The organism is Reyranella sp. GW821-FHT14A01, assembly GCF_058803965.1.
The window spans coordinates 1-26,326 of record NZ_JBXAPM010000026.1; the positions used below are offsets into that span (position 1 = coordinate 1).

The 26,326-nt window shown below is 66.0% G+C and carries 23 protein-coding genes; 12 read left to right on the plus strand and 11 right to left on the minus strand.

Translation table 11 applies throughout. From position 1 onward, the window contains the following. Positions 1-128: 128 nt before the first annotated feature. The 4 genes from AC1ROX_RS29860 to AC1ROX_RS29875 are packed head-to-tail and all read right to left on the minus strand — an operon-like array spanning position 129 to position 5,403. Positions 129-1,004, minus strand: coding sequence for an MBL fold metallo-hydrolase (locus AC1ROX_RS29860; RefSeq protein ID WP_493132261.1), 876 nt, complete (start codon positions 1,002-1,004; stop codon positions 129-131). Positions 1,005-1,031: 27 nt separating this feature from the next. Beyond that, entirely contained in the window at positions 1,032-2,144 is a 1,113-nt protein-coding gene (locus tag AC1ROX_RS29865; RefSeq protein WP_493132263.1) for an S-(hydroxymethyl)glutathione dehydrogenase/class III alcohol dehydrogenase, read from the minus strand. Between the two features lie 55 nt (positions 2,145-2,199). Beyond that, the gene (locus AC1ROX_RS29870) at positions 2,200-3,180 is read right to left on the minus strand and encodes an NAD(P)H-dependent flavin oxidoreductase (protein WP_493132265.1); all 981 of its coding nucleotides are present in this window, start codon (positions 3,178-3,180) and stop codon (positions 2,200-2,202) included. Positions 3,181-3,183: 3 nt separating this feature from the next. Then, positions 3,184-5,403 (minus strand): CaiB/BaiF CoA-transferase family protein, encoded by a 2,220-nt coding sequence (locus tag AC1ROX_RS29875; protein ID WP_493132267.1) that lies wholly within the window; start codon positions 5,401-5,403, stop codon positions 3,184-3,186. Between the two features lie 125 nt (positions 5,404-5,528). On the opposite strand from AC1ROX_RS29875, the gene AC1ROX_RS29880 reads away from it, so the two are divergent. Further along, the gene (locus AC1ROX_RS29880; protein WP_493132269.1) at positions 5,529-6,743 is read left to right on the plus strand and encodes an LLM class flavin-dependent oxidoreductase; all 1,215 of its coding nucleotides are present in this window, start codon (positions 5,529-5,531) and stop codon (positions 6,741-6,743) included. Positions 6,744-6,914: 171 nt separating this feature from the next. Here AC1ROX_RS29880 and AC1ROX_RS29885 read toward each other — a convergent pair whose 3' ends face one another. Further along, positions 6,915-7,727, minus strand: a complete 813-nt coding sequence (locus AC1ROX_RS29885; protein WP_493132271.1) for a metal-dependent hydrolase — start codon at positions 7,725-7,727, stop codon at positions 6,915-6,917. A gap of 127 nt (positions 7,728-7,854) precedes the next feature. Between AC1ROX_RS29885 and AC1ROX_RS29890 the strand changes: the two genes are divergently transcribed. Both AC1ROX_RS29890 and AC1ROX_RS29895 read left to right on the plus strand, forming a co-directional pair. After that, positions 7,855-9,027 (plus strand): thiolase family protein, encoded by a 1,173-nt coding sequence (locus AC1ROX_RS29890; RefSeq protein WP_493132273.1) that lies wholly within the window; start codon positions 7,855-7,857, stop codon positions 9,025-9,027. A gap of 3 nt (positions 9,028-9,030) precedes the next feature. Continuing rightward, complete coding sequence (locus AC1ROX_RS29895) at positions 9,031-9,426, plus strand: Zn-ribbon domain-containing OB-fold protein (RefSeq protein WP_493132275.1); 396 nt, start codon at positions 9,031-9,033, stop codon at positions 9,424-9,426. A 20-nt stretch (positions 9,427-9,446) separates the two neighbouring features. Here AC1ROX_RS29895 and AC1ROX_RS29900 read toward each other — a convergent pair whose 3' ends face one another. From AC1ROX_RS29900 to AC1ROX_RS29910, 3 genes are all read right to left on the minus strand, one after another. After that, positions 9,447-10,415, minus strand: a complete 969-nt coding sequence (locus tag AC1ROX_RS29900) for a CorA family divalent cation transporter (RefSeq protein WP_493132277.1) — start codon at positions 10,413-10,415, stop codon at positions 9,447-9,449. Between the two features lie 89 nt (positions 10,416-10,504). Then, positions 10,505-11,716: an alginate O-acetyltransferase AlgX-related protein gene (locus AC1ROX_RS29905; RefSeq protein WP_493132279.1), complete on the minus strand. Its 1,212-nt coding sequence runs from the start codon at positions 11,714-11,716 to the stop codon at positions 10,505-10,507. Between the two features lie 63 nt (positions 11,717-11,779). Then, complete coding sequence (locus tag AC1ROX_RS29910; protein WP_493132281.1) at positions 11,780-14,116, minus strand: xanthine dehydrogenase family protein molybdopterin-binding subunit; 2,337 nt, start codon at positions 14,114-14,116, stop codon at positions 11,780-11,782. 79 nt (positions 14,117-14,195) lie between these two features. On the opposite strand from AC1ROX_RS29910, the gene AC1ROX_RS29915 reads away from it, so the two are divergent. The 3 genes from AC1ROX_RS29915 to AC1ROX_RS29925 are packed head-to-tail and all read left to right on the plus strand — an operon-like array spanning position 14,196 to position 17,433. Further along, positions 14,196-15,893, plus strand: coding sequence for a hydantoinase B/oxoprolinase family protein (locus tag AC1ROX_RS29915; RefSeq protein WP_493132283.1), 1,698 nt, complete (start codon positions 14,196-14,198; stop codon positions 15,891-15,893). Next, complete coding sequence (locus AC1ROX_RS29920; protein ID WP_493132285.1) at positions 15,890-16,417, plus strand: hypothetical protein; 528 nt, start codon at positions 15,890-15,892, stop codon at positions 16,415-16,417. The genes AC1ROX_RS29915 and AC1ROX_RS29920 overlap by 4 nt, the downstream gene beginning before the upstream one ends. Then, positions 16,414-17,433, plus strand: coding sequence for an asparaginase (locus AC1ROX_RS29925; protein ID WP_493132287.1), 1,020 nt, complete (start codon positions 16,414-16,416; stop codon positions 17,431-17,433). The genes AC1ROX_RS29920 and AC1ROX_RS29925 overlap by 4 nt, the downstream gene beginning before the upstream one ends. Positions 17,434-17,457: 24 nt before the next feature. On the opposite strand, the gene AC1ROX_RS29930 is transcribed toward AC1ROX_RS29925, so the two are convergent. Together AC1ROX_RS29930 and AC1ROX_RS29935 are read right to left on the minus strand one after the other, a co-directional pair. Further along, positions 17,458-19,395 carry a primary-amine oxidase gene (locus AC1ROX_RS29930; RefSeq protein WP_493132289.1) on the minus strand — a complete coding sequence of 646 codons (1,938 nt, stop codon included), beginning with the start codon at positions 19,393-19,395 and terminating at the stop codon, positions 17,458-17,460. A gap of 97 nt (positions 19,396-19,492) precedes the next feature. Then, on the minus strand, positions 19,493-19,879 hold the full coding sequence (locus AC1ROX_RS29935) for a DUF983 domain-containing protein (RefSeq protein ID WP_493132291.1): 387 nt from the start codon (positions 19,877-19,879) through the stop codon (positions 19,493-19,495). Positions 19,880-19,955: 76 nt separating this feature from the next. On the opposite strand from AC1ROX_RS29935, the gene AC1ROX_RS29940 reads away from it, so the two are divergent. From AC1ROX_RS29940 to argC, 5 genes are all read left to right on the plus strand, one after another. Continuing rightward, positions 19,956-21,332, plus strand: a complete 1,377-nt coding sequence (locus tag AC1ROX_RS29940) for an aminotransferase-like domain-containing protein (RefSeq protein ID WP_493132293.1) — start codon at positions 19,956-19,958, stop codon at positions 21,330-21,332. 11 nt (positions 21,333-21,343) lie between these two features. After that, positions 21,344-22,762 (plus strand): cytochrome ubiquinol oxidase subunit I, encoded by a 1,419-nt coding sequence (locus AC1ROX_RS29945; RefSeq protein ID WP_493132295.1) that lies wholly within the window; start codon positions 21,344-21,346, stop codon positions 22,760-22,762. Next, the gene (gene cydB, locus AC1ROX_RS29950) at positions 22,759-23,766 is read left to right on the plus strand and encodes a cytochrome d ubiquinol oxidase subunit II (protein WP_493132352.1); all 1,008 of its coding nucleotides are present in this window, start codon (positions 22,759-22,761) and stop codon (positions 23,764-23,766) included. Before AC1ROX_RS29945 ends, cydB begins: the two co-directional genes overlap by 4 nt. After that, positions 23,750-23,881: a DUF2474 domain-containing protein gene (locus AC1ROX_RS29955; RefSeq protein WP_493132297.1), complete on the plus strand. Its 132-nt coding sequence runs from the start codon at positions 23,750-23,752 to the stop codon at positions 23,879-23,881. The genes cydB and AC1ROX_RS29955 overlap by 17 nt, the downstream gene beginning before the upstream one ends. A 269-nt stretch (positions 23,882-24,150) precedes the next feature. After that, positions 24,151-25,128, plus strand: coding sequence for an N-acetyl-gamma-glutamyl-phosphate reductase (gene argC / locus AC1ROX_RS29960; protein ID WP_493132299.1), 978 nt, complete (start codon positions 24,151-24,153; stop codon positions 25,126-25,128). A gap of 2 nt (positions 25,129-25,130) precedes the next feature. On the opposite strand, the gene AC1ROX_RS29965 is transcribed toward argC, so the two are convergent. Continuing rightward, positions 25,131-25,481, minus strand: coding sequence for an MliC family protein (locus AC1ROX_RS29965; RefSeq protein ID WP_493132301.1), 351 nt, complete (start codon positions 25,479-25,481; stop codon positions 25,131-25,133). Between the two features lie 49 nt (positions 25,482-25,530). Here AC1ROX_RS29965 and AC1ROX_RS29970 point away from each other — a divergent pair, with 49 nt between their 5' ends. Then, entirely contained in the window at positions 25,531-26,325 is a 795-nt protein-coding gene (locus AC1ROX_RS29970; protein WP_493132303.1) for an alpha/beta fold hydrolase, read from the plus strand. Position 26,326: the final 1 nt, after the last annotated feature.

Sequence of the window (26,326 nt, forward strand, 5' to 3'; positions counted from 1 at the left end):
TCGTCGCTCGCGGCACCCCGTGGATCTCAGCTCGCAACACTGTCGCATGACAGTTCAATCTTAATGGTTGCTGAGCGTAGCGAAGGATCCTTCGCTACGCTCAGGATGACACCCTTTGTGTTTGTTGATCATTGGCGATCCCATTCGATCTTGAAGGAATTGCCCTCGGGTTTGACGTAGCCCGCATTGGCACCGGGGAAGTGAGCCGGACAGAGGAGTGCGTTGCTCTCGACGCAGTCCTCCAGCAGCTTGCGGCGCGAGACGGCGGACATCGCCTGGTCCCAGCAGAACTGGCTCGACCAGTCGGGGTGATAGACCTGGATCGGGTGATGCATGATGTCGCCCGAGAAGCAGGCCTGCTTCCCCTGGTCCTTCAGGTTGATCGCGATCGAGCCCGGCGTGTGGCCGGGATAGTCCTTGATGGTGAGTAGCGGGTCGGGCTGGTGGTCGCTCTCGATCATCACCGCCTTGCCGGCCTCGACGATCGGCAGCACCGAATCGTCGAACGAGCCGTCGTTGATATTGTCCTTGGTCTTGCGCTCGCTTTCCCAGTGCGCGTACTCGCGCTTGGCGAAGAGATACTTTGCGTTGGGGAAGGTCGGCACCCAGCTTCCGTTCTCCAGCCTGGTGTTCCAGCCGACATGGTCGACATGCAGGTGCGTACACATCACGAAGTCGACGGACTCCGCGGGGCAGCCGCAGGCCTTCAGCCGGTCGAGGAACGGCGTGTTTAGGTTGTTCCAGCCGGCATTGTGCCGCTGCTTGTGATTGCCGAGGCAGGTGTCGATCAGGATCGTGTGCTTGGGCGTCTTTACGATCCAGCTATGGACCGAGCCGATCAGCCGGTCACTGCCGTCCTGCACATGCTCCGGCACCATCCAGCCCTTCTGGGCGTCGAAGGCTTCCTGATTGAATTTCGGGAACATGCGGCCGGGCTTGAATCCCGGGCCGCAGATCTCCTCGACCTTCTCGATGGTGGCTCCGCCCAGCTTTCGCACGGTCATGGCGTGGCTTCCTTCAGGAATGGGCGGCTAGAACGTCACGACGCTGCGGATCGGCTCACCCTTGTGCATCAGGTCGAACGCGTCGTTGATCTTCTCGACCGGCATCGTGTGGGTGATCAGCGAATCGATGTCGATCTTGCCGTCCATGTACCAGTCGACGATCTTCGGCACGTCGCGGCGGCCCTTGGCGCCGCCGAACGCGGTGCCCATCCAGGTGCGACCGGTCACGAGCTGGAACGGGCGCGTGGCAATCTCCTGGCCGGCGCCGGCGACGCCGATGATCACCGACTTGCCCCAGCCGCGATGGCAACATTCCAGCGCCTGGCGCATCAGCTTGGTGCTGCCGACGCATTCGAAGCTGTAGTCCGCGCCGCCGTCGGTCAGCTCGACGAGATGCGCGACCAGATCCTTAGTCCCGAGGTCCTTCGGGTTGACGAAGTGCGTCATGCCGAACTTGCGGCCCAGCGCCTCGCGCGCCGGGTTGAGATCGACGCCGACGATCATGTTGGCGCCGACCATGCGCGCGCCCTGCAGCACGTTGAGGCCGATGCCGCCGAGACCAAACACCACGACATTGGCGCCGGGCTCGACCTTGGCGGTGTTGATGACGGCGCCGATGCCGGTCGTCACGCCGCAGCCGATGTAGCAGACCTTGTCGAACGGCGCGTCGGGGCGAATTTTCGCCAGCGCGATCTCGGGCAGGACCGTGTAGTTCGAGAAGGTCGAGCAGCCCATGTAGTGATGGATCTTCTGGCCCTTGATCGAGAAGCGCGAGGAGCCGTCGGGCATCACGCCCTGGCCCTGCGTGGCGCGGATCGAGGTGCAGAGGTTGGTCTTGCCCGAGAGGCAGGATTTGCACTGCCGGCATTCGGGTGTGTAGAGCGGGATCACGTGGTCGCCCTTCTTCAGCGACACGATGCCCGGCCCGACGTCGACGACGACGCCCGCGCCTTCGTGGCCGAAGATCACCGGGAACAGACCCTCGGGATCGCCGCCGGAGCGCGTGAATTCGTCGGTGTGGCAGACACCCGACGCCTTGATCTCGACCAGGACCTCGCCGAACTTCGGCCCTTCGAGATCGACGGTTTCGATTTCGAGGTTCTTGCCGGCCTCGAAACAGACGGCTGCCTTTGTCTTCACGCGATCCCCCTCAAAACTCTGGATGTGAAACCTAGAGCAGGGGGGCGCCCACCGTCTACGCTGCGGCGCTGCCCGTGAGCTGACGCGCCATTTCTGACTTCGCCTCGCGATACTGGCTGACGAGACGGCGGACGAGATCAGCGGCGGCCGGCACGTCCTCGATGTTCCCGACACCGTGACCGGCCGTATAGATGTCCTTCCAGCGCTTCTTGTTCTCCTGCGCGCCGACGATCTTGCCGGGCAAGGTCGTGCGAAGCACGTCGAGGTCGATGCCGGCGGCCAACAGGCTCGGCGTCAGCCAGTTGGCCGGTGCGCCGTCGACTGAAGCCGTGAGGAACACGTCGGTCGCACGCGTGGCGAGGATCATGTCCTTGTGCGCCTGTGCCGCCATCGCTTCCTGGGTCGCGATGAATCGCGTGCCGATATAGGCGAGGTCCGCGCCCATCGCCTCGGCCGCCAGCACGTCGCGTCCGGTGGTCTGGCCGCCGGCCAGCACCACGGCGAAGCTGTCACCCAACTGTCGCACTTCGTTCATCAGCGCGAAGGGATTGATCGTGCCGGTATGGCCGCCGGCGCCGCCCGCCACCGCGATCACGCCGTCGACGCCGGCTTCCAGCGCCTTCTCGGCATGGCGCCGGTTGGCGATGTCGTGCAGCGCGACAGCACCCCAACCATGGATGCGCTTGATGGCGTCGCCCGGCGCACCCTTCGAGGTGAGCACCACCGGCACCTTGTACTTCTCGACCAGTTCGAGGTCGCCCTGGTAGCGCGGGTTCGAGGCATGGACGACGAGGTTGACCGCCCAGGGCGCCGGCTTCCTGCCGGCATCCTCCAAGCGCTTCATCCCCTCGACCATCTCGTCGAGCCAGCCCTGAAACTCCTCTCGGCTGCGCGTGCCGTGGGCGGGGAAGCTGCCCATCAGCCCCTCGCTGCAGCAGGCCAACGTGAGCGCGGGATTGGAGACCAGAAACATCGGCGCGGCGATGGCGGGGATCGCCATGCGCTCCATCAACTTGTGCACTTCGGCGCGCGGCATGGCTCAAACCTCTCCGATGGTGGGCGTGGTCGAGGTCACGCCGCTGTCGTTCAATTGTTTCAGGCGGGCATCGTCGTAGCCCAGCAGCTCGCGCAGCACCTCGTCGGTGTGCTGGCCGAGATCGGGCGCCGGCCGTTCGATGGCGAGGCCCTTGCCGTCGAGCCGATAGGGCAGGCCCTTCACGAGGCCGCCGTTCTCGTCGCGCACGAGCGTGACGCCTTGAAGCGCGGTGTCGCGCAGAAGATCGTTACCGTCGAGGCAGGGGGCGGCGGCGATGCCCTTGCCGAGCAGCGTTGCCAGCGCGGCGTCGCGATCCTTGCCGGCGCAGAGGGCTTCCACTGAGACATCCGGAGCGTCGAGCGTGACGGCCAGCCACTTGCCGTCGGCGCATTTATAGGAGTCCTGCAGCGCCACGCCGGCTTCCGTGTTGCCGCGTGGCGCCAGGCGGTGATTCGGGTCGGCCGAAGCCGCAAGAATTTCCTCGCCGAGGGTGAACGACGCGACCTCGCGCTGGGAGAAGTCGAGGAACGCTCCCTTGCCGGTGCGGCGCGCTTCGGTGACGGCGGCGATCACGATGCCGGTGGCGAACAGCGACACGATCTGGTCGGGATAGTTCACGTCCATGCCCGAGATGCGCGGCTCCTCGCCCTGGTAGCCGGTGAGCGAGGCGATGCCCGAGGTGGCGTCTAGGGTGCTGCCGAACGAGACGTTCATGCGCTCGGGCCCGGTATCGCCCTGGCTCGAGATGGCGGCGAACACCAGGCGCGGGTTGATCGCGCTCAGCTCCTTGTAGCCCAGGCCCGCGCGATCGAGCACGCCGCGCCGGAAATTCTCGACCACGACGTCACAATGCGCCGCGAGTTCGCGGATGATCCTCTGGCCCTCGGAATCCTTCAGGTTCAGCGCCAGCCCGCGCTTGTTGCGGTTGGTGAAGCGGAACTGCGGCGAGCGGTTCCACCAGCCCTCGTCGTTGTCGATCTTGCCGACGACGCGGAAGGGATCGAGATAGGCGCCGGACTCGATCTTGATCACGTCGGCACCGAGATCGGCCAGCATGGCCGATGTGTTCGCGCCCGCCGTCAGCAGCCCGAAATCGAGCACCCGCACGCCAGAGAGGGGACGATCATTGCCCTCCCCATTCAAATGGGGAGGTGCCGAGGCCTTCGGAGGCGGAGGGGTCATGGACCGTTCCGGCGCCGGGCGCGGTGCGAAGGAGCGACCGTTCCATTGCACGGGCAACTGCGGAAGGCGCAACTTGCCCTCGGTCGGATGCATCATGTCGGCTAGGAAGCCGCGCGCCACGTACTGTTCCGTCTCCAAAAGCTCGGACGGCGAGAAGATCGGCCCGAACGGCACGCCCTTCGCCTGCGCCGTCTTCTGGATCTCCTCGCGCGTCTTGCCCGCAAACCACGGCGCGAGTGCCGCATAGAGTTCGGCGATGTTCTTGCGCCGCCCGGCGCGCGTGTTGAACTTCGGATCGTCGAGCCGCGCATCGCCGACCAGGGCACGCGTCGCCGGCCACTGTGTCACCGTGTAGACGACGGCGACATGGCCGTCGCGGCAAGGCAGCACCTGGAACTCCGAGTTCTTGCCCTCGCGGCCGGGCGACGTGCCTGACGCGGCGGCGCCGGATGCGGCCTTCCAGTTCACCCACTGCATCACTTCGGCGAGCGACACGCGCACCGAAGGCGCCCGGCGCCCGGCATCGCGCGCGGCGAGGGCCGACATCAGACCGGTGAAGGCGGTGAGGCCGGCCGGATAGGAAGCCTGATGGCCGCCGAGCTTCAACGGCTTGCGTGCGGGCTCGCCCACCATGTGCATCAGCCCGCCCAGTGCCTGGATCGCCAGTTCGCTGACGGGCCGCTGCGCGGCGGCCATCTCGACCGGGAAAGCCGCGATCTCGACCGGTGTGGCCTTGCCCGCGCACAGCATCGCCGCAACCGAAGCCGGCTCCTCGAACAGGACGGCGTCCGCGCCGTCGACCAGACCGGCGAGCGCGGCGCGACCGGGCTCGCTCGAAAGATCGAGTGTCAGCGAGCGCTTCGACGTGTTGAGGAACTGGAACAGCGCGCTTTCGCCCTGCGGCAGCAAAGGCGGCGCACGACGCACCGGATCGCCTTCGGGTGGCTCGACCTTGAGCACGTCGGCGCCAAGGTCGGCCGCGATCTTCGCGGCAAGCGACGTCGCCAAACGCAGGCAGAGCGGCACATTCGCGTCGTTCACTTCGACGATCCTGAAGCGTGCCAGTGGAAGGGAAGAGGCCTCGGTCATCAGGGGATGATCTGCGCAAGCCGGTGCTGCGGTCAACGCCGCGCACATGCTACCGTCGCGGGTGACGGAGGACTTTTATGGCACAGACCGGTAATCACAAGGGACTTACATTCGGCATCTTCCTGGCGCCGTTCCATCGCGTGGGCGAGAACCCGACGCTCGCGATGGCGCGCGACATGGAGCTGATCGAGTGGATCGACGAACTCGGTTACGACGAGGCCTGGATCGGCGAGCACCACTCCGCCGGCTGGGAGACCATCGCCTCGCCGGAAGTATTCATCGGCGCCGCCATCGAGCGCACGCGCTACATCCGGCTCGGCTCGGGCGTCACCAGCCTGCCCTATCACCACCCGCTGATGGTCGCCAACCGCTTCGTGCAGCTCGACCACATGTCGCGCGGCCGCACGATGCTCGGTTGTGGCCCGGGCGCGCTGCCGTCCGACGCCTACATGATGGGCATTGACCCCTCGACCCAGCGGCCGCGCATGGAGGAGGCGCTGGAGGCGATCATGCGCTTGCTCGAATGCAAGGAGCCGGTCACGATGAAGACCGACTGGTTCGAGCTGAAGGAGGCGCGGCTGCATCTCGCGCCCTACAGCTATCCGCATTTCCCGATCGCCTGCGCCAGCACCATCACGCCCTCGGGCATGATCGCCGCCGGCAAGCACGGACTCGGCGTCCTCTCCATCGGGGCCGGTATCCCGGGCGGCCCGGAGATGCTCGGCAAGCAGTGGGGCATCTACGAGGAGACCGCGGCCAAGCACGGCAAGACCGCGGACCGCTCCAAGTGGCGTGTCGTGGTGAACGCCCATGTGACCGAGGACGACGAGCAGGCGCTGCGCGAGGTCCATGCCGGCGAGCGCCGCGAGACCGTGACCTATTTCGAGGACACGCTGGGCCGCCCGCCGGGCCGCGCCGACGATCCGCTGCGCGACGGCGTGAAGATGGGCACGACCTTGGTCGGCAGCCCCGATACGGTTGCCAAGGGCATCGAGCGGCTTCTCGGCTTCTCCAATGGCGGCTTCGGCGGCGTCCTGTTCCGCGCCCACGAATGGGCGACGCGCGAGCAGACGATGCGCTCCTACGAGCTGTTCGCGCGCTACGTGATGCCGCGCTTCCAGGGATCGCTCGACACGATCGTCAATTCGAACCAGTGGGCCAAAGACAACCGCAAGGGCATCTTCGGCCCCAACGTCGCCGCGGTGAAGAAAGCCTTCACCGACGCCGGCCGCGAGGCGCCCGAGGAGTTCCGCAACCGCACCCCGGGCGCGCGCGACGTCGCGGGCGACTAATAGAAGTCAGCCAGATTTTAAAGAGCACCCGTCGTCTCGACCGGAGCCGAGCGTAGCGAGGCGAAGTGGAGAGACCTTGTCTCCACCAAAAGCCGGCAAATCGCGGAGAGAAGGTCTCTCCACTTCGCGCCTTCGGCGCTTCGGTCGAGACGACGGAGATTTTAACCAGCCCTAGAACGTCTTCTTGTCGCCGGGGTTCATGTCGAGGATCTCGATCGAGGTCTGGCCCATCGCGGCCTTGTATTCGGCCGGCGTGCCCTTGAGGAACGGGTTGCTGGCATAGTGCATGGGCATCGCCATCTTGGGCTTGATCAGCTCCTTGGTGGCGTAGGCGGCGGCCTTGGGGTCCATCACATAGTGACCGCCGATCGGGATCAGCAGCAGGTCGGGCTTGTAGTATTCGCCGATCAGCTTCATGTCGCCGAACAGGCCGGTGTCGCCCATGTGGTAGATCTTGAAGCCGTTCTCCAGCTCGATGATGAAGCCGCAGGGCTCGCCGGCGGCGTAGCTCGTGTCCTTGCCGGTGGCCGGGTCCTTCAGGATCATCTCCGACGAATGGTCGGCATGGACCATGGTGATCTTGACGCCCGGGAAGGGCTCGATCGTGCCGCCCTTGCTCATGCGTGGCACGAGGTTGGCGGGCATCAGGCCGAGCGTCGCCAGGGTCTGGTTGAGGCCGGCCGGCGCCCAGATCGGCACGTTGTTCTTCTTGGAGATCTCCAGCGCGTCGCCCAGGTGATCGCCATGGCCGTGCGTCACCAGGATCAGGTCAACCTTGCCGATCTTGTCGAGGTCCTTCAGCTCCGGCGGAATCTTGGTCGCGCCCATGATCCAGGGATCGATCATGATGACCTTGCCGCTCTGGGTCGTGAGCTTGAAGGCGGCCTGACTGTACCAGAGCAGCTCGGCTTTCCCCTGGGCATTGGCGGCGCCGGTGAAAGCCAGGCAGGCCGCGGCGATGACGGAAAGAAGACGAAAGACCATGTGACGTTGCTCCCCGATTGTTTCGCAGAGCCTAGCATCGTTCTTCGCAGCGAAAGAGCGCACTTTCCTGTGAGCCCGCGATCCCCCACCATGTGCGCCGCACAACGACCAGGGGGATGGCTCGCCGATGAGCATCAAGGGCAAGGCCTATATCGCCGGAATTTACGAGCACCCGACACGGCTTGCGAAGGATATCTCGCTGGCCCAGATCCATGCGCAATGCGCCAAGGGCGCGCTCGAGGATGCGGGTCTCACCAAGGACGATGTCGACGGCTATTTCTGCGCCGGCGACGCGCCCGGCCTCGGGCCGATGTCCATGGTCGAGTACATGGGCCTCAAAGTCCGTCACGTCGATTCGACCGACACCGGCGGCTCGTCCTACGTGCTGCATGTCGGTCACGCCGCCGAGGCGATTGCCGCGGGCAAGTGCAAGGTGGCGCTGATCACCCTGGCCGGCCGGCCGCGCGCCGAGGGCATGGCGACCGGCACCGTGCCGCGCAGCCGCGGCGGCACGCCGACGCCCGACGATCCGTTCGAGTTCCCCTACGGTCCGACCGTCGTGAACATGTATGCCAACTGCGCCATGCGTCACATGTACGAGTTCGGCACGACTTCCGAGCAACTCGCCTGGATCAAGGTCGCCGCCTCGCACCATGCGCAGTACAATCCGCATGCGCTGCTGAAGGACGTCGTCACCGTCGAGGAGGTCGTGAACTCGCCGATGATCTCCGATCCGCTGCATCGCCTCGACTGCTGCGTCATCACCGACGGCGGCGGTGCGGTCGTCGTCGTGGCGCCGGAGATCGCGGCCAAGCTGAAGCGGCCCAAGGTCAAGCTGCTGGGCGCCTCGGAGTTCATCAAGACGCAGATGGGCGGCAAGGTCGATCTCACCTATTCGGGCGCGCGCTTCACCGGCGCGGCGGCCTTCGCCGAAGCGGGCGTCAAGCCGTCGGACATGAAGTACGCCTCGATCTACGACAGCTTCACCATCACGGTGCTGATGCAGCTCGAGGATCTCGGCTTCTGCGAGAAGGGCAAGGGCGGCGCCTTCGTGGCCGACGGCAACCTGATCTCGGGCACCGGCAAGCTGCCGTTCAACACCGACGGCGGCGGCCTGTGCAGCAATCATCCCGCCAACCGCGGCGGCCTCACCAAGGTGCTGGAGGCCGTGCGCCAGTTGCGCGGCGAGGCGCACCCCAAGGTGCAGGTGAAGAACTGCGATCTGGCCATCGCGCACGGCACGGGCGGCTCGCTCGGCCTGCGCCACGGCAGCGCGACCGTCATTCTGGAGAGGGAGTAGACCATGGCCGAGACCAAAGAGCGCAAGCTGCCGCCTCCGGCCGTCAGCGAAGAGACGCAGGCCTACTGGGATGCCGCGGGCAAGGGCAAGCTGCTGGTGCGCAAGTGCACCGCCTGCAACCAGGCGCACCACTATCCGCGCACGATCTGCCCCTTCTGCTTCAGCGACAAGACCGAATGGGTCGAGGCGTCGGGCAAGGGCACGATCTATTCCTACAGCGTGATGCGTCGCGCGCCCGTGCCCTACGCGATCGGTTACGTCACGCTCGCCGAAGGCCCGCGCATGCTGACCAACATCGTGGATTGCGACTTCGACAAGCTGAAGTGCGATCAGCCGGTGTCGGTCACTTTCAAGCCGACCGACGGCGGCCCGCCGCTGCCGATGTTCACGCCGGCCTGATCATGGCTACCTGATCGTCCCTACAGGAGGTCGCGCCGTCGCAGCCACACGACCGTGGCGACGACGCTTGCGATCGGGAGCAGGACGCCCAGGATCACGAATGAGGGGAGGCCACCCAGTGCGGTGGCCATCCACCCGAAGTTCATGCCGAAAAAGCCGGTCAGGGCCGTGAGGGGCAGGAAGATCACGGAAAAGATGGTCAGCCGGCTGATCTGCTCGCCCTGCTGGCGCGTGAGCGCGGCCGTATAGTCCTGCACGAGATCGGACGACCATTCGAAGCGCTCGTGCAGGCGGCTTTCCACGTCCTCGATGTTTTCCTGGTAGTCGTTGAATTCGCAAACGCCAACGTCGCTGATGTCGGCGATGGCCTCGATGCCGACCAGGGCAGACCGCACCGCGCTCGCGTAGCGATCGAATTTCAGCCAGATGGCCCGCAGCGTTTCCAGCTGCCGCGTGATGTCGGCGAGTTTCACCGTTCGCGGCATTTCCTTCACCACGCCCTGCAGCCCGTTCAGGCGCTCATCCATGCCGGTGATGGCGCGGTCAATGGTGCCCAGCAGCATCTGCAGGAGAATGGCCGTCGCCTGATAAGGCCGCCCGTCAAGCCGGGCAGCCCGTTCGGAGAATGCGGTGCGCAGAGGCTCCAGGGCCCGCGGATCGCCGGCCCAGACGGTGACAAGGCCGGTCGGCGAGGACCAGACGTGGATTTCGACGAGCTGAAGCAGGTCGGGCGCCAGCCATGTTACGGCACGAACCTCCGCGCGGTTTATCGTCAGCCGGCCGACCTGACCGAAGCGCAATGCCCAGCCGATGCGGGCTTCGTCCATGCCCATTTTCTTCAGCAGGTCGATCTCGGCGGTGCCTGCGACACCGCAGATGTCCAGCCAGAAGAATTTCCCATCGGCGACTTTCCGGGCCAGCTGTTCCAGCGACACATTGCGCTGCAGGCCTGAGGCGTCGATGAGCGTGGTCGTGACGGGCGATTCCACGACTTGCGTGGCTACGGAACATGTTCGCATGCACCGCCAAGATGCGAGGCGTTCGATAACGTTTTATGAAAGCAACGCCTGCCGCAGGTTCATCTCGGCGTCAGGAGCGCAGCGGCGAGGCGCTTGGCGGCGATCTCGGTCCCGAGTTCGGTCCAATGGCCGTCCGAGACACGGTAGGTGCCCGGCACGCCCTTGAGATCGTCCTCGAGATCGACGACCGTCACACCCTTGGCCTCCAGCTCGGCGCGCAACAGATGGTGCTTGGCCTCACCCTCCCGCGGATAGCTCATGTAGCGCGGCCACGGGCGCCAGAATTCGGCGTAGCTCGGGTCCACCACGCCCACCGGCGCCAGCGCGACCAGGAATTTGATGCCGCGTTCGCGCGCCAGGTCGCGGGCGCCCAGCAGCCAGCTCATGGTCGCGGCGATCGACTGCTTGTTCACCGATTGCTCGATCTCCGCCGGTGTCACCGGCACCGTCCAGGTAGCGGTCTCCCAGTCGACCATGCCGGCGAGCCACCAGGCCTGGAGATATTCCTGGTCCCGATCGCGCGGCTCGAAGCGATCCCAGAACCTGTCGCCGCCGCGCGACAGGATCTCGCGAATCACCTTCTCGTCCTTGTCCGGGTAGTAGTGGGTCTTGACGAGCTTGACCATGGCGTCGAGCCGTTCGGCGCGCGGCTTGTTCATGATCTCCTGCACCTCGTCGGCCGTGGCCTTGTTGGCACGCCCGAACTCGGACAGGCCGAGCCGGTTGACCAGCAGCCAGGTGAGGCGAGGCGCAACCGCCCCGAGCCACGATGGCTGCGGACGCTCGGCTATGGGGGGCGGGATGCGCCAAGGCGACAGAGCCTCCGACACGAAGTCGTTGCCGGAATAGAACATCAGCACGAGCGCATCGGGCTGCAGCGACAAAGCGATGTTGCGGATGCGGTAGTAGTATTGCGGCGGCCCCGTTGCCGAGATGCCGAGACTCATCACTTCCCAGTCGCGATGGCCCTCGGCCTGCCATATCTCCTCGACCCGCGCGCCGACCGACTTCTCGACGAAGCCACCTTCGAGGAAACTGTCGCCGACGAGGACGGTGCGGGAGGTGCCGGCCGGCTTCTGCAACGGATGCTCGCGGTCGCGCAGGCCCCAGCTATTGTATCCCGGTGCGGCATTGGACACTTCGATCGCGCGCAACTCACGCGCCGGCCACGATGGCACGACGAAGGAGCTCAGGGCTTCGAGCCCGGCGAGTGTGAACGCCACGAGCAGGGTCGTGAATAGGCCCCAGAACCAGAAACGCTTTTGCTTCATTAGGGCCAGCTCATAACCGATCGGCAGCGCCCCTCCAAACGGGGCGCTGCCCTCTCCATTCGACTAGCTGTTCAGCGCTTCCCACACGCGCTCTGGCGTAGCCGGCATGTTGATGTGCTTGCCGCCCAGTGCATCGGAGATCGCGTTCATCACCGACGGCAGCGAGCCCGCGCAGCCGGCCTCGCCGCAGCCCTTGGCACCCAGCACGTTCGTCTTGGCCGGCACCGAGTGATAGTCGATCTTGAACGACGGCGCGTCGCCGGCACGCGGGATGGCGTAGTCGGTGAAGCTGCCGGTCAGCGGCTGGCCTTCCTCGCTGTAGACGACGTGCTCGAAGATCGCCTGGCTGATGCCCTGCACCACGCCGCCATGGCTCTGGCCCTCGACCAGTAGCGGATTGATGACCGTGCCGAAGTCGCCGATCATCGTGTACTTCACGATCTCGACATGGCCGGTGTCGGGATCGACCTCGACCTCCGCCACATGCGTGCCATTGGGGTAGGCCGACGGCGCCGCCTCGTGGACATGGCTGACGTCGAGCGTGGTGGGCACGCCTTCGGGCAGCTTCATGCCGCCGCGCAGCTTGCTGGCCAGCTCCATGATCCCGATGCCGCGGTCGGTGCCGACGATCTCGAAGCGGCCGAGCTTGAACTCGATGTCGGCGGCCGAGGCTTCGAGGGCCACGCCCGCGATCTCCTTGCCCTTCTCGATCACCTTGTCGGAGGCTTCCATGATCGCCGCGCCCGAGGCCATGATCGATTTCGAGCCGCCGGTGCCGCCGCCCGCGATCAGCAGGTCGCTGTCGCCCTGCTTCAGCTTGATCTTGTAGAAGGGGATGCCGAGCTTCGTCGTCAGCACCTGCGCGAAGGCCGACCAGTGGCCCTGGCCGTAGTCGAGCGTGCCGGTGATGATCGTGACGTCGCCATTCTCCTCGAAGCGCAGCCCACCCATCTCGTTCATCGGCGGCGCCGTCACTTCGAGATAATCGCCGATGCCGAGGCCGCGCAGCTTGCCGCGCTTCTTGCTCTCCGCCTTGCGCGCCGCGAAGCCCGCGACGTCGGCCAGCTCCAGCGCCTTGTCGAGGAGCACCGTGAACTCGCCGCTGTCGTAGACCGTGCCCGACGCGGTCTTGTAGGGCATCTCCTCGGGCGTGATGTGGTTGCGCCGGCGCATTTCCGCCTGGTCGAGGCCCATCTCGCGGGCGGCGGTGGCGATCAGGCGCTCCATGAAATAGTTGGCCTCGGGCCGGCCGGCGCCGCGATAGGCGCCGATCGGCGAGGTGTGTGTGAAGGCCACCTTGGTCTGCACCTCGATCAGCGGCGTGCGATAGACCGCGGCGAGATTGCGCGACACGCCCAGCGCGCCCATGGCCGCGCCGACGTTCGAGAGATAGGCGCCGAGATTGGCGTAGCCCTTGAGGCGCACGGCGAGGAAAGTGCCGTCCTTGTCGAGGGCCAGCTCGGCGTCGAAATCATGGTCGCGGCCGTGCTGGTCGCTGAGGAAGCTGCCGGAGCGGTCATCGGTCCACTTCACCGGGCGGCCGAGAATCTTGGAGGCATGGAAGAGCCCGGCATATTCCGGGTAAGGCGAGCCCTTCATGCCGAACGAGCCGCCGACATTGCCGGTGACGACGCGCATCTGCGCCGGCTTGATGCCGAGCAGCGCCGCCATCTGGTTCTTCAGGCCGAACACGCCCTGGCAGCCGGCATAGAGGGTCGAACGATCGGTTTCCTTGTCGTAGTGACCGATCGCGGTGCGCGGCTCCATCGCGCAGACGACGATGCGGTTGCTGACGAGATGCAGCTTCGTCACATGCGCGGCCCTGGCGAAGGCCTCGGCGACCACGGCGCTGTCGCCATACTGGAAGTCGGCGCAGACATTGCCGGGCACGTCGTCGAACACGATCGGCGCGCCGGGCTGGGCGGCTTCGCGCGCATTGGTGACGGCGGGCAGGGCCTCGATGTCGAGGACGACGGCTTCGGCTGCGTCGCGCGCCTGTGCCGCGGTCTCGGCGACGACGAAGGCCACCGGGTCGCCGACGAAGCGCACCTTGTCGGTGGCCAGCGAATAACGCGTCGGCGTCTTCATCTGCGAGCCGTCGCGGTTGGGCACCATCATCACCGTCTTCAGCGCGCCGTAGCCGGCAGCGTTGAGATCGGCGCCGGTCCAGATGCCGAGCACGCCCGGCATGCTGCGTGCCTCCTCGGCATCGATGCCTTTCAGGAGTCCATGGGCCACCTGGCTGCGGACCATCACCGCATAGGCTTGGCCGGGGAGGTTGATGTCGTCGGTATAGCGGCCCTGGCCCTGCAGCAGGGTCGGGTCTTCCTGGCGCGGCACGGGCTGGCCGACGCCGAACTTCATCAAATCGAGATTGTCGACGGCAAGAGGCGCGTTCATGGGAATTCCGCTTCGAAAAGTGGGGGATTTGAACGCCATCATAGCGCAGCCGGGCATGGGCTGTGCTAGTGATTTGGGCATGCCTAATCTCGATCCCGTCACATTGACAGTCATCCAGAACGGCCTGATCCAGGTCTGCAACGAGATGGATCTGGCCTTCGTGCGTGCGGCCTTCTCGCCCGTGATCTCCGAGGGCATGGACCGCTCCGACGGCATCTACGACACCGTCGACGGCTCCCTGATCGCCCAGGGCGAGCTCGGCCTGCCGGTATTCGTCGGCACCATGCAGTTTTCTACCCGCGCCGTGATCGAGAGGGTGAAGACGCACTATGCCGGCAAGGTCGATCCGGGCGACGTGTTCATCGTCAACGATCCCTATCTGGGCGGCACGCACCTGATGGATGTGCGTTTCGTGAAACCGTTCTTCTACAAGGGCGAGCTGTTTGCCTGGCTGGCCAATACCGGCCACTGGCCCGATGTCGGCGGCATGGTGCCGGGTGGCTTCTCCGCCAGCGCCACCGAGGTGGAGCAGGAAGGGCTGCGCCTGCCGCCCGTGAAATTCTTCAAGAAGGGCGAGATGGACCAGGAGATCCTGTCCATCATCCTGTCCAACATCCGCATCGCCGATCAGCGCATCGGCGACATCAAGGCCCAGGCCGCCGCGCTCGCGACCGGCGAAGTGCGGCTCACCGAGCTGATCGACCGCTATGGCGCCGAGGTGGTGCGGGCCGCGATCGCGGAGATGCGCCATCGCGCCGAGCGGCAGATGCGCGCCAAGATCGCGGGCATTCCCGACGGCGTGTACGAAGGCGCCTCGCAGGTCGACAGCGACGGCGTGGTCGACGAGCCGCTGACGATCAGGATGAAGATCACGAAGAAGGGCGACGAGCTCATCTTCGACATGACCGGATCGAGCCCGCCCTGTCGCGGCCCGATGAACAGCGTGATCGCCACGACCAAGTCGGCGATCTACCTCGCCGTGAAGCATGTCTTCCCCGACGTGCCGATCAACGCCGGCACTTTCGAGCCGCTGCGCATCGTCGAGCCCGAAGGCACGTTCCTGTACGCGAAGTATCCGCGACCCGTGTCGGGCTGCGCCGCCGAGGTGAGCCAGCGCATCGCCGAGGCGGTGTTCGCCGCACTCACCAAGGCGATCCCCGATTTGTTGTTCGCGGCGCCCGCCGGCACCTCCGGCAATCTCGGCGTCGGCGGCTACGATCCGGAGCGCAAGCGTAACTACATCATGTATCTCTTCACCGGCGGCGGATACGGCGGCTTCCAGGGCGGCGATGGCTTGAGCAATGGCTGCTCGACCATCGGCATCTCCAAGATGCCGCCGGTCGAGGTGCTGGAGCAGTTCTATCCCGTGCTGTTCGAGGAGTTCTCGCTGCGCGAAGGATCGGGCGGCGCCGGCGAGTTCCGTGGCGGCTTCGGCATCAACTACGCCATCAAGCTGCGGCGTGGTGAGGCGCGTGTCTCGATGGTGATGGACCATGGCCGCACCGGCCCCCAGGGCGTGCTGGGTGGCAGCGACGGCGGCACCAACCTTGTGCAGGTCGACCAGGGCGGCCGGACCTATCATCCGCCGCATCTCTCCAAGGACCAGGATATCGAGATCGGCGTCGGCGATGTGGTGCGCGTCTCGACACCGGGCGGCGGCGGTTTCGGCGATCCGGCGAAGCGCAGCCGGGAGTCGATCGCCCGCGACGTGGCGCGCGGCTACTACACCGAAGCCGAGGCGCGCGAGAAGTTTGGCCGGGCACAGGCTGCCGAATGAGCCAGTACAGGCGGTCTTTTCTTGCGCTGCCGGTGGCGTTGCTGGCGGCCGATGCAGCGGCGCAGTCGGCCGCGTGGTTTCCGGTGGAAGGCGCCGACAAGTCGTTCTTCGTCGAGATGCCGGGCGCACCGCTTTACAAGACGGTCGACACCGTCTCCCCCGGCGGGACGGCCTTCGTCTATCACTCCTACAGTCTCGAATACCGGCGCCTGTCCTTCGTGGCGCAGAGCGCGCTCTATCCTGCCGATGTCGATGTGCGCCAACCCAAGCTCAACCTTCAGTCGGCGCTCGACGATCGCGCGCAGCGCCTGGCCGGCGGCAAATGGACCAGCGTCGATTGGAAGACGGTGCAGGGTGCGCCGGCTGTCGAATCAACCGGGCCGCTGGCCGGTGGCAATGCGTTGCGGCAACTCGTTGTGTTGAAGGGGCGCCGCTACGTGTCCCTCGGCTATCTCGCCCCGGCCGATGCGATGCGCGCGCCGGAGGCCGAGCGTTTCTTTCGTTCCCTGAGGCTTTTGTCATGACCCTTCCGCGTATCCAGATCCTGGCCCTTGGCGGCACCATCGCGACCGCGCCGGATGCGTCCGGCGCGATGCAGATGGGGCTGGGCGCCGACGATCTCGTCGCGGCCGTTCCGCTGCTGGCCACGCTGGCCGACATCCGCGCGGAGACAGTGTCGCGGGTCGGCAGCCATTCGCTGTCGTTCGACCAGATCCATTCGCTGGCGCAGAAGATCATGGGCCTCGATGTCGACGGCGTGGTGGTGACGCAAGGCACCGACACGCTGGAAGAGACCAGCTTCCTGCTAGATCTCCTCGTCGAGCGCGACATCCCGGTGATCGTGACGGCCGCGATGCGCAATCCCGCGCTCACTTCGCCCGACGGGCCGGGCAACCTGCTCGCCGCCGTGCGTGTCGCCTGCGATCCCTGGGTGAAGGCACATGCGAAGTCGCTGGGCGTGATCGCGGTGATGCTCGACGAGATCTACGCGGCGGCCGACGTGCTGAAGATCCATCCGACGCGGATCAATGCCTTCGCGTCGCCGCAGACCGGGCCGCTCGCGGCGCTGGTTGAAGATCGGGTCGTGCCGCTGTCGATGCCGGTGCGTGCGCCGGTCGAAGCGGCCCGCAAGCGATTGGGCGCGGCGTCGGAGGGCAGGGAACAGCCGGTGGCGCTCCTGTGGTTGGGCCTCGACGAGCCCGGCTATATCCTCGAGGCGATGGTCGATCATCGCGACCAGCTCGGTTATCGCGGCGTCGTGGTGGGCGCGATGGGCGGCGGTCACGTTCCCGAGCGGGTCGCGTCGCTGGTGGGCCAGCTCGGCGAGATCATTCCGACCGTCGTGTCACCGCGCGCCGGCGGCGGGCCATTGCTGCGCCAGACCTATGGCGGTCCCAGTTCGGAGATCGCGCTGCGCAAGGCCGGCCTCATCTGGGGCGGCCGGCTCAATCCGTTGAAAGCGCGCGTGCTGCTGCAGACCTGCCTACGCGCCGGACTCGATCGGTCGGCAATTGCCGAGGTCTTCGACGTTTTCGGTTGAACGAGGTTCCCCCAGCGGGCCACGTCAGTCGACGCAGCAACTCATGCTGCTTCCGGAGGGCGGGACATCGAGTGCCGGATTCTCCGCGAAGAATCCCGCGGGATGAAGGGCGAAACCGGCGGTGATCACGGGCTGGACCGGGAAATCCTCGGGGCGCGGAATATGGTGCAGCCCGAAACTGTGCCAGACCACGACATCGGTATCGACCAGCGGGCGGTCCGAGACCGTCCATGCCGGCAATCCGTCGCCGCCGCTGCTCTGGTTGGGGTAGCGGCCGGCCGCGTAGATCTCGTCGGGATGGTAGGCGGTGACCCAGAGTTGCCGGGTCATGAAGGCCGCGCGCCGCGAGACCATCGACTGGGGATGCGAGAAGGTGGGGATCGGGCTCAACGGCAGCAACTTGTAGGCAGTGGGCTGGCCCAGCCGGTTGCGAGCCTCCGCGCTCTCGATCTTCCAGAAGCGGGCGGCGTTGAAGTCGACGTTGCGCTGTGCGCCCAGCTCGGTTGCCAGGACCGTCTCGCGTGTTGTGAAGGCATTGCCGTACGGATTGTCGGCGCCCATGGGCACCGCCACGGTGTCGACCTCGACGACGCGGTTGCACTCGCCGTCGACGGCCACGTCGAGGCGCATGTTGAAGACGTGCTGATGGTAGTGGGCATAGACGCCCGGCGACACGATCGTCCCATAGTCCGGCGCTTCGCCGGGCCGGAGGCCGGCGGTGTTCACGATACCGGTCGCCTTCATCTCGAAGTGGATCGAGCCGTCCTGATGAAAGTACCAGAACGAGCCGTACTCGTAGTTGCCGACGGTCGAGATCGACGACACGACCAGCCGCCGGGCGCGCCTCACGTCAACCTCGCCCGTGAACAGGTCGGTGTGCTTCCACAGGATGCCGAAATCCTCCTCGTGCAGGCAAACCGCGCTCTCGATGCAGTAGGGATCGCCCTTGCTGTCGGCCAGCCAGGCGTCGAAGTAGCGGATGGCGCCGAGACAATCGCAGCCCAGCGTCAGGGAGTTGGCCAGCACGCCGATGCCGTACTCGCCGACATCGAAGGCATTCTTGCGAAAATGCCCGCCGCCGGGGTGTCCGTAGGGCACGACCATCTCGGACAAGGCTGCCCGGTGCAACACCGACCGCAGCCGGCCCTCTTCCTCGTAGCCGATCGCATGCAGCACCAGGCCTTCCCGGGCATTGAAGCCGACGCGGAAGCGCCATTTCTGCCAACGGACCTCGTTGCCCTCGACAACGAAGCTCGGGCCGGCCGGCTGGACGATTTCCAGCGGCTTCAGGTCGTCGCGAAAGACGCTTCGATAGCGGGCGGCATAGTTGCGATCGAGCCTCGGGACGTCGGCCACGCCGTAGTCGTCGACACGCAGCACTTCGGCGCGGTCGAGATCGATGACGGCACATAGCCCCTCGATGGGGTGGGCATAGCCGTTGTCGTTCTTCTCGCTCCGGTACCAACAGAAAGTATGCGAGAGCCGCCGGCCCTCTTCGTCCGGCAAGCCGTAGTTGCCGGCCGACCAAGGGTCGACCTGGACGTTCTCGATGTCGGTTATGCCGCGCCGGGCCAGGGCCTCGCGGAAGCGGGGATCAGCCCGCGCCACCTCTCCGACCAGCGTTATGTCGTCGATCAGGATGCGCGGCCGGACGCCGGGAACGTGACGCCAGTCGACGACCTTGTCGGCGACGAGGTCCACCCGGGCTTCCCAGACCTTGCCGTTGGCGCGGTCGAAAGCGCAAACGAACGCCTCGCGCGGAAACGAGGCACCCGCCCGGAAGTCCTTTACGATGCGCTTGTCGGGTTCGTGCAAGCTCACCGTTTCGAACATCATGCCCGGCCCGAGATCGTATGCCGCTCGCACGGCCGACGACGCTTGACGTATCTCGTGGGCGGTCAGTGGATCGAGCGGATGGCCGGGGGCCGCGTGCGTCGGAGTTTCGGCGATGGCATCGGGCATGGTCTTCCTCTCGACGGCATTGTCACTTTGACGACCGCAGAGTGCAAGAAGCCAGCCAGTATTCCGAGACTGGGCTCTTCCCGATTCAAAGAGGCGACTAACAATATTCGGCGCGCGCCTGCTTGGCTTCGGCGAAGCCGTGCATGCCCATGTGCCACTGCAGCGCGACGATCATGCCCTTGATCGGCTGAAGCAGGCCGATCGACAGGACGATCACCAGCGGCGCCCATAGGAAAGTATGGAGCCAGTAGGAGGGCTGGTAGGCGATCTCGACATACATCGCGATCGGCACGACCAAGTGGCCGACCAAGAAGATCGTCAGATAGGCGGGGAAGTCGTCGGCGCGGTGATGGTGCAGGTCCTCGCCGCAGACATTGCAGCGGTCGGCGACCTTCACGAAGGCGCGGAACAGCTTGCCCTCGCCACAGGCCGGGCAGCGTCCCAGCATGCCCCGCAGAAGATAGAGACCACCTTTCCCAGCCATCGTTTTCCTCCTTCGATTGTCGAGCTTGAATATCCATACGGTTTGCCATACATTCAAGAACAAGGAGGAATATTGTATGGATTGGAGCCCTACACTCGATGCGGCTGACGGGCCGGTCTACGAGGGCATCGTCGAGGCGCTGGAACGCGACATTGCCTCGGGTCGCCTGCATCGGGGCGAGCGCCTGCCGACCCATCGCGCGCTGGCCAAGACGCTGGGCGTCGATCTGACGACGGTGACGCGTGCCTACAATGAGGCGCGGCGGCGGGGCCTGACCGACGCAAAAGTCGGGCAGGGTACCTTCGTTTCCGAGACTCGCGCCCGGCCCGCCGGTCATGCCGCGGCGGGCATCGCCGTCGACCTGTCGATGAACCTGCCGCCATCGCCCATCGAGGCCGACCTCGAAGGCCGCATCATGCGCGGGCTGGCGGCCCTGCAGCGCGACCACGGCTTCTCCGATCTCCTGAGCTACCAGCAGGCGGGCGGCAGCCCCGTCGATCGCGGCATTGCGGCCGACTGGCTGCGGCGGCGGGTGCGTACGGTCGAGGCCGACCGGCTCGTCATCTCGCCCGGCACGCAGAGCGCGCTGATGGCGCTGCTCCTGGCCGTGACCAAACCTGGCGATGTCGTGCTCACCGACAGGCTGACCTATCCCGGCTTCAAGTCGGCGGCCGCGTCGCTTGGCGTGCGCCTCGTTGGCGTGGCGTCGGACAAAGAGGGCATGGATCCCGAGGCGCTTGCGGCGGCGTGCCGCACGCATGCGCCGAAGGCGGTGTATCTCCTGCCGACGATCCACAATCCGACGACGCAGACGATCGGTCCGGCGCGACGCGAGCAGCTCGCGGCCGTGATCCGTCGCCACGATCTCGTGCTGATCGAGGACGATGCCTATGGAAATCTCGAGCCGAAGGCGCAGCCCATCGCCACGCTGATTCCCGAGCGCTCCTATCTCGCGATGACCTTGTCGAAGTGCATCGCGCCCGGCTTGCGCGTCGCTTACGTGCTCACACCCGATCGCGCCGCCGCATCGGTGCTCGCCAATGCGCTGCGCACAGTGTCGCAGATGCCCGTGCCACTCATGGTCGCACTCGTCAGTCGCTGGATGGGCGACGGCAGCGCCGATGCCATCGTTTCCGCCGTCGCTGCAGAGGCTTCCGCGCGACAGAAGCTGGCGGCGAAGGCGCTTTCGGATCAGAGTTATGCGGCTCATCCGAAGGGGCATCATGTGTGGCTGCGCTTGCCGGCCGCATGGACCCGCGCCGAGTTTGCCGCGCATGTGCAGCGACAGGGGCTTGCAGTGGTTACGAGCGACAGTTTCAGCGTCGACGGCGAACCGGAGCATGCCATTCGAATTGCGCTGGGCGCCGCGCGCAATCGCTCGGAGCTCGTCGCGGCGCTGGACGTACTGGTCGTTGCGATGAAGTCGCCCGCCTACGCGTCGCGCATCGTCTAGGGGAGGACGCCATGTTCGAGGGATTGGACGCAATCTTCCTGGCGAGACTTCAATTCGCCTTCACGGTCTCCTTCCATTTCATCTTCCCCTCCTTCTCCATCGGCCTCGCGAGCTATCTCGCCGTGCTCGAAGGCCTGTGGCTCTGGACGGGACGCCAAGTCTATCTCGATCTCTTCAAGTACTGGCTGAAGATCTTCGCGCTGGCCTTCGGCATGGGCGTCGTGTCGGGCATCGTGATGTCCTACCAGTTCGGCACCAACTGGTCGGTCTTCTCCGACAAGGCGGGACCGGTGATCGGGCCGTTGATGGCCTACGAGGTGCTGACGGCGTTCTTCCTCGAGGCGGGCTTCCTGGGTGTCATGCTGTTCGGCATGAACCGCGTCGGCAAGGGCCTGCACTTCACCGCAACACTCGCCGTCGCGATCGGCACCTTCATCTCGGCCTTCTGGATCCTCGCCGCCAACAGCTGGATGCAGACGCCGGTGGGCCACGCGATCAATGCCAGCGGCCAGTTCGTGCCGGTCGACTGGCTGGCGATCATCTTCAACCCGTCCTTCCCGTACCGTCTCGTGCACACGGTCTTCGGTGCCTATTTGACGACAGCGCTGGTCGTCGGCGCGGTCGGCGCGTGGCATCTGCTTCGTGAACGCAGTAACGAAGGCGCGCGTGTGATGTTCTCGATGGCGATGGGCATGATCACCGTGGTGGCGCCGTTGCAGATCTTCGCCGGCGACCAGCACGGGCTGAACACGCTGGAGCACCAGCCGGTCAAGGTCATGGCCATGGAAGGTCATTTCCAGAGCCATCCCGACGGCGCGCCGCTGGTTCTGTTCGCCTGGCCCGATGAGGCGGCGGGCAAGAACCTGTTCGCCGTCGAGATTCCCAAGGCCTCGTCGCTGATCCTGAAGCATTCATGGGACGCGCCGCTGAAGGGCCTCGACACGGTCGACCGCAAGGATTGGCCGCCGGTGGCCGTCGTGTTCTGGTCGTTCCGGATCATGGTCGGCATGGGCATGCTGATGCTGACCCTGGCGATGTTCAGCCTGTTCGCCCGCGTGCGCAAGAAGCTCTACGACTGGCCGCTGCTGCACCGCTTCGCGCTGGCGATGGGGCCAGCGGGCTTCGTCGCCGTCATCGCCGGCTGGGTGACGACCGAGGTCGGCCGCCAACCCTACACGGTGCACGGCCTGCTGCGCACGGTCGATTCGGCGTCCGCGCTCGATGCGCCGGCGGTCGGTGCGTCGCTGGTGTCTTTCGTCATCGTCTACTTCTTCACGTTCGGCGCCGGCACCTATTACATCCTTAAACTGATGTCCCATCCGCCGCATCGCGGCGAGGAGGGACCACGGCGCGACCAGCCGGTGCGGGCCGCGGGCATCACGCCCGCACCCGCCGTCGCCGAAAAGCTCGCCAGCGGCAAGGGGGCCTGATCATGCCGTTCGACCTCCCGATGTTCTTCGCCTTCATCATCGCCTTCGCCATCCTGGCCTATGTCGTCATGGACGGGTTCGACCTCGGCATCGGCATCCTGTTTCCGTTCCTGCCGGTCGGTCAGGAGCGCGACAGCGCCATCAATTCGGTGGCGCCGGTGTGGGACGGTAACGAGACCTGGCTGGTGATGGGCGGCGGCGGCCTGCTGGCGGCCTTCCCGCTGGCCTACGGCATGATCCTCTCGGCGCTCTATGCGCCCATCATCGCGATGCTGCTGGCACTGGTCTTCCGCGGCGTCGCCTTCGAGTTCCGCTGGCGCGACCCGCGCCATCGCGCGCTGTGGGACGTGGCGTTCAGCGGCGGCTCGATCGTCGCCACCTTGGCGCAGGGCATCACGCTCGGCGCGTTGCTGCAGGGCATCGCCGTCCAGAACCGCACCTATGCCGGCGGCTGGTTCGACTGGCTGACGCCGTTCAGTGTCCTGGTGGGCGTGAGCCTTCTCTGCGGCTACGCGCTGCTGGGCTCGACCTGGCTGGTGATGAAGAGCGAGGGCTCGCTGCAGGAGCGTTGCTACCGGCTGGCCTTCCGCCTGGGTATCGCGACGATCGTGGCGATGGCGGCGGTGAGTGCGGCGACGCCCTTCCTGCGCGATGCCTACTGGATGCGCTGGTTCGCCTGGCCGCAGGTCCTGTTCACGGCTCAGGTGCCGGTGCTGGTGGCGATCGTCACTTTCGTGCTGTTCTGGAGCCTGCGCCGTGGGCACCACTACACGCCGTTCCTGATGGCGCTGGCTTTGTTCGCCCTGGGGCTGGCCGGTCTCGGCATCAGCCTCTACCCCAACGTGGTGCCGCCGTCGGTCTCGATCTGGGATGCCGCGGCGCCGCACGACAGCCTGGCGTTCATGCTGCCCGGCGTGCTGGTGATCGTGCCGATCATCCTGACCTATACCGGCTTTTCCTACTGGGTGTTCCGCGGCAAGACCGGCCATGAAGGATATCACTGATGGGCTATCACTGATGCCCAAGGCGCGGCAGTGGTTGTGGTTCGTCGGCCTGTGGGTCGGCGGCGTCGGCGTGACGGCGCTGGTCGGCTACGCGATCAAGCTCTGGCTGAAGTAGCCGCTCGGCAGACATTCCACTTGACGCTTAGTGTGAGTGGCGACAGTTTCGAGCAACATGCTCAGGAACCAGGACCTTCGTAATCGACGCCGACGTCGCTGCACTCATGCGGCGGCTCTTCAGGCTGCGCGTCGATCTGCGTCCGTCCGTGTGGTGACGGCCTTACCGTAGGCCGCACCTGCCGGACCGGTCACCGGTCCGCGTTCCTGAACCCCCGCAGCCCTCGGCTCCGGGGGTTTTCTTTTGCCCAAACTCCAGAGGACATCATCATGAGCATTCGCGTCGGTATTGTCGGCATCAGCGGTTTTGGCGGCGGCGAGGCGATGCGCCTGATCGCGAGCCATCCTTCCTTCGAGCTGGTCTACGCCGCGGGCGAGGGCAGCGCCGGCAGCCGTCTGGTGGACCGCTTCCCCGGCCTGCCGGCCAAACTGTCCAACCTCGTGATCGAGAAGTGGGACCCTGCGACCCTGCCGAAGCTCGACGTGCTGTTCGCGTCGCTGCCCACGGGCGCCTCGGCCGACGCGCTGGCGCGTGTGCCGAAGGAGGTGAAGATCGTCGATATCGGCGGCGACCATCGCTACGTCGAGGGTTGGGCCTACGGTCTGGCCGACGTCTGGCCGGATGAGATCGCGGGGAAGAGCCGTGTTGCCAATCCCGGCTGCTTCCCTGCGGCGACGCTGACCGCGCTGGCGCCGCTGCTGGCCGACAGGCTGATCGAGCCCGGCAACATCGTGATCGACGCCAAGACCGGCATCTCCGGCGCCGGCCGCGGCGGCAACGACAGCCGCTTCGGCTATGCCGAGAGCAACGAGAACCTGGTGCCCTACGGTCTGCTGAAGCACACCCACATGCCCGAGATGGCCCGGACGATCGAGCGGCTGAGCGGCGGCAGCGCGGCCGGACTGGTGTTCACGCCGCATCTGGTGCCGATGACCCGCGGCGTACTCGCCACCATCTACTGCCGCGGCCGCGCCACCACGGAGCAGTGCCTGGATGCGGCCCGGCGTTTCTACGCCGGTCGGGCGTTCGTCCGCGTGACCGACAAGCCGCCGCAGACCAAATGGGCGACCGGCTCGAACCTTGCCTTCGTCAGCTATGCCGCCGATCCGGAGCGCAACCTGGTAATCGCGATGGGCGTGGTCGACAATCTCGGTAAAGGAGCTGCGGGCCAGGCGGTGCAGAATGCGAACCTGATCTGCGGCCTGCCGGAGACCGCGGGGCTGGACGGTGTACCTGTCTGGCCGTGATCCTAGGTCGTGCGGCGCAGCGGCTGGCAGTTCGACGCGAGCGGAGAGCCGCCGCTCAACGGCTTGAGCGTGCCGGCATTGCCGGGACCGGACCATTCGGTCGAGGCATCGGCATAGCGGAAGCCCTGGCCGCTGCCCTGGTATTCCAGGCGCCACGTCCGGTCGCCCAGCGTCACCGAGGCGCGGTTCTTGGCATAGACGACGGCCACTTCCTTGCGGCCCTCGCAGAGATAGGCAATGCCCGTCGGCGTCGCCTCGTCGGGCGACGGACGCGGAATGTTGCCCGTGACCACCTGTTCCTTGGGCCCGCAGCCGCTCATCAGGATCAACGCAACAATCGACAGGCGCTTCATGGTGCGCTTTCCTCCCGGGGCGAACATAGCAAATGGCTTAGGAGACGGAATGGCCCTGTTCAAGCTGCGCGATGGCGCCGAACTCTATTATGAGGTTCATGGCAGCGGTCCCGCGTTGTTTCTGGTGGCAGGCCTTGGTGGGGACGGGCGCTGGTGGGGCGACAACGTGTCCGAGCTGGCGCGCCAATTCACCGTCGTCGTGCACGATCATCGCGGCACCGCCCGCAGTTCCCTGTCGAAGATCACCTACAGCGTCGAGCAGATGGCCGACGATGCGCTGCAGCTCATCGAGGGGCTGGGCTACGACAAGGTTCATTGGTGCGGTCACTCGACCGGCGGCGCCATGGGGCAGATCCTGGCGATCGAGCATCCGGAGCGGATCGACCGGCTGGTGCTGAGCGCCACCTGGGCCAAGACCGACGCCTTCTTCCGTCGCCTGTTCGAGGTGCGCTCCCTGATGCTGCGCGAACTGGGGCCGGCGGCCTATCTCAAGTCGAGCGCGCTGGCGCTCAATTCGCCGTCCTGGGTGCGCGATCACGACGCCGATCTGGTGGCCGCCGAGGCCAAGTCGGCCGGCACCATCCCCGAACCCGAGATCGTCCTGTCGCGCATTGCCGCCATCGTGGCGCACGACCGGCGCGAGCAGCTGCAGAAGGTGACAGCCCGCACCCTGGCCGTCTGCGCCCGCGACGACACGGTGACGCCGCTCTACTTCACCGAGGAGCTGGTGCGCCTGATCCCCGGGGCCCGCGCCTATGTGCTGCCGGACGGCGGCCATGCATATCCGAACGTGCACGGCGCGGAGTTTCGTCGTGTAATGACCGCCTTCCTGCTGGAGTCCTGAC

Bases quoted from the DNA above. Each gene is read 5' to 3' on its own strand.
- AC1ROX_RS29860 (WP_493132261.1), bottom strand. From the start codon at position 1,004: ATGACCGTGCGAAAGCTGGGCGGAGCCACCATCGAGAAGGTCGAGGAG.
- AC1ROX_RS29870 (WP_493132265.1), bottom strand. From the start codon at position 3,180: ATGCCGCGCGCCGAAGTGCACAAGTTGATGGAGCGCATGGCGATCCCC.
- AC1ROX_RS29880 (WP_493132269.1), top strand. From the start codon at position 5,529: ATGGCACAGACCGGTAATCACAAGGGACTTACATTCGGCATCTTCCTG.
- AC1ROX_RS29885 (WP_493132271.1), bottom strand. From the start codon at position 7,727: ATGGTCTTTCGTCTTCTTTCCGTCATCGCCGCGGCCTGCCTGGCTTTC.
- AC1ROX_RS29890 (WP_493132273.1), top strand. From the start codon at position 7,855: ATGAGCATCAAGGGCAAGGCCTATATCGCCGGAATTTACGAGCACCCG.
- AC1ROX_RS29895 (WP_493132275.1), top strand. From the start codon at position 9,031: ATGGCCGAGACCAAAGAGCGCAAGCTGCCGCCTCCGGCCGTCAGCGAA.
- AC1ROX_RS29905 (WP_493132279.1), bottom strand. From the start codon at position 11,716: ATGAAGCAAAAGCGTTTCTGGTTCTGGGGCCTATTCACGACCCTGCTC.
- AC1ROX_RS29910 (WP_493132281.1), bottom strand. From the start codon at position 14,116: ATGAACGCGCCTCTTGCCGTCGACAATCTCGATTTGATGAAGTTCGGC.
- AC1ROX_RS29915 (WP_493132283.1), top strand. From the start codon at position 14,196: ATGCCTAATCTCGATCCCGTCACATTGACAGTCATCCAGAACGGCCTG.
- AC1ROX_RS29920 (WP_493132285.1), top strand. From the start codon at position 15,890: ATGAGCCAGTACAGGCGGTCTTTTCTTGCGCTGCCGGTGGCGTTGCTG.
- AC1ROX_RS29925 (WP_493132287.1), top strand. From the start codon at position 16,414: ATGACCCTTCCGCGTATCCAGATCCTGGCCCTTGGCGGCACCATCGCG.
- AC1ROX_RS29930 (WP_493132289.1), bottom strand. From the start codon at position 19,395: ATGCCCGATGCCATCGCCGAAACTCCGACGCACGCGGCCCCCGGCCAT.
- AC1ROX_RS29935 (WP_493132291.1), bottom strand. From the start codon at position 19,879: ATGGCTGGGAAAGGTGGTCTCTATCTTCTGCGGGGCATGCTGGGACGC.
- AC1ROX_RS29940 (WP_493132293.1), top strand. From the start codon at position 19,956: ATGGATTGGAGCCCTACACTCGATGCGGCTGACGGGCCGGTCTACGAG.
- AC1ROX_RS29945 (WP_493132295.1), top strand. From the start codon at position 21,344: ATGTTCGAGGGATTGGACGCAATCTTCCTGGCGAGACTTCAATTCGCC.
- AC1ROX_RS29955 (WP_493132297.1), top strand. From the start codon at position 23,750: ATGAAGGATATCACTGATGGGCTATCACTGATGCCCAAGGCGCGGCAG.
- argC (WP_493132299.1), top strand. From the start codon at position 24,151: ATGAGCATTCGCGTCGGTATTGTCGGCATCAGCGGTTTTGGCGGCGGC.
- AC1ROX_RS29965 (WP_493132301.1), bottom strand. From the start codon at position 25,481: ATGAAGCGCCTGTCGATTGTTGCGTTGATCCTGATGAGCGGCTGCGGG.
- AC1ROX_RS29970 (WP_493132303.1), top strand. From the start codon at position 25,531: ATGGCCCTGTTCAAGCTGCGCGATGGCGCCGAACTCTATTATGAGGTT.